Origin of the sequence: Moorena sp. SIO1F2 (assembly GCF_010672755.1) — a bacterium.
Lineage (GTDB): Bacteria > Cyanobacteriota > Cyanobacteriia > Cyanobacteriales > Coleofasciculaceae > Moorena.
The window spans coordinates 1-1,773 of the sequence record NZ_JAAHFV010000630.1; the positions used below are offsets into that span (position 1 = coordinate 1).

Genomic DNA, 1,773 nt, shown 5'->3' on the forward strand with positions numbered 1-1,773 from the left:
GATGGAGTAGGTGTTGGAGATGGAGTAGGTGTTGGAGATGGAGTAGGTGTTGGAGATGGAGTAGGTGTTGGAGATGGAGTAGGTGTTGGAGATGGAGTAGGTGTTGGAGATGGAGTAGGTGTTGGAGGCACCTTAGTGATCGCGTCATCAATTTGAACCGGACCACTGACTTTTGAGGCAACTAAAAAATTGCCCACTGAAATCAGCTTAACCGTGGTGTAATTTTTTAAATCAAACTCACCGTTGTTACGCAGTACGTTTTCCCCTGGGTCTCCTGTGGTTCCCAAATCTGGCAAACCCTTGCCCGAAACTGACAGACCAAATCTGTCGTTGTTTTCCATCCGATTCTTACGCAGTATCGGTCGAGCGTCCCCAGAAACCACTATCCCAAAGATGTTTTCAGAGGTTTGGTTCTCGACCAGCCTTGGCGCTGCATTACTATCAACAGCAATGCCATTACCCATTTTTTTACAGGTATTCCCTTGGATGTTCCCTTTGGCATCCCTGGTAATCGATATCCCTTGACCCTCTATACCACTACCAATGAAATTATTATCTTTAACTTCTGGTGTGGCCTCACCTGTCACATTAACCCCTTCACGATTGCACTCTTTGAAGGTACAATTAGCAACAACAGGACTACCAGACTCAATCCAGGCACCAGTGCCTCGGCGCTCCCGATTGGTCATTGTTACTCCCCTGAGTTCGGTATCCTTAGCTAGGATAAGGGTCACGTTTTGACCACCACCGAAACGGGTGTTGAACAACCCATTGCCTTCAATTAAGATGTCCTTGCCTTTGTTTGCTTCATCACCTATAATTTGTACACCGGAGGGAGCTTTCAGCGGAAAGGTTTCACCACTGGCTGTATTATAAGTACCAGGTTTTAGTTGAATCTCGTCACCTGAACCAGCTGACTCGAAGGCTTTGGTAATAGTTTTAAAGGGCGTAGATTCGCTACCATCAGCGCTATCACTTCCAGTAGCTGGATTGACGTATAGAGTTGCCATAATTTAGGATTACCCAAAACGCTTAAGAACACAGCAAAACTGCGGTGTCACCCATCATAGGGTTCACCACTTGCTAATTTCCTGAGCAGGAGGCTAACTTTCTTTAGAAATACTCTTAAGAATTGTTACCCAGATAGTGTGCCTGCTTTTATTGCTTATATCTCACAGTTTAAGCTCGATTTTCAGTAAATGTCCATTGAGACTTAAGCAGATTTACTCTGGATTTCTTGTTCTGGCAAGGTGAGAATCTCTACACCGTCAGGGGTGACAACTATAGTGTGTTCAAATTGGGCAGAAAGTTTGCGATCGCGTGTTACAGCTGTCCACTTATCAGCTAATATCTCCACTTCGTGGGTACCTTCGTTAATCATGGGCTCGATAGTGAAAACCATCCCAGCCCGGAGGCGTTTTCCTTTCCCTCGGGTGCCATAATGAGGAATTTGGGGAGCTGTATGGAAAATTTTGCTAATCCCGTGTCCAACAAAGTCTCGCACTACGGAAAAGCCGTTGGACTCGGCATACTCTTGGATAGCAGCACCAATATCACCAACCCTTGCTCCTGGCTTGACCTCAGCAATGCCCCGCATCATACATTCTTCAGTAACTTCCACCAGCTTTTTTGCTAGGGGTGAGGGGGTCCCAACAAAAAAGGTTCTAGAGGTATCCCCGTGATATCCATCCAGCTTTGGTGTTACGTCAATATTAATGATGTCCCCATCTTTAAGGATTTGCTTACCGTTAGGGATACCGTGACAAACAACTA

2 protein-coding genes are annotated in these 1,773 nt (G+C 45.7%); both read right to left on the minus strand.

Annotated features, from left to right (window positions below):
- The coding region (locus F6J94_RS33565) for a DUF1565 domain-containing protein (RefSeq protein ID WP_293048217.1) at window positions 1-1,010 on the minus strand (1,010 nt) is incomplete at its 3' end.
- Between the two features lie 203 nt (window positions 1,011-1,213).
- On the minus strand, window positions 1,214-1,773 hold a 560-nt coding region (gene map / locus F6J94_RS33570; protein WP_293048219.1), incomplete at its 5' end, for a type I methionyl aminopeptidase.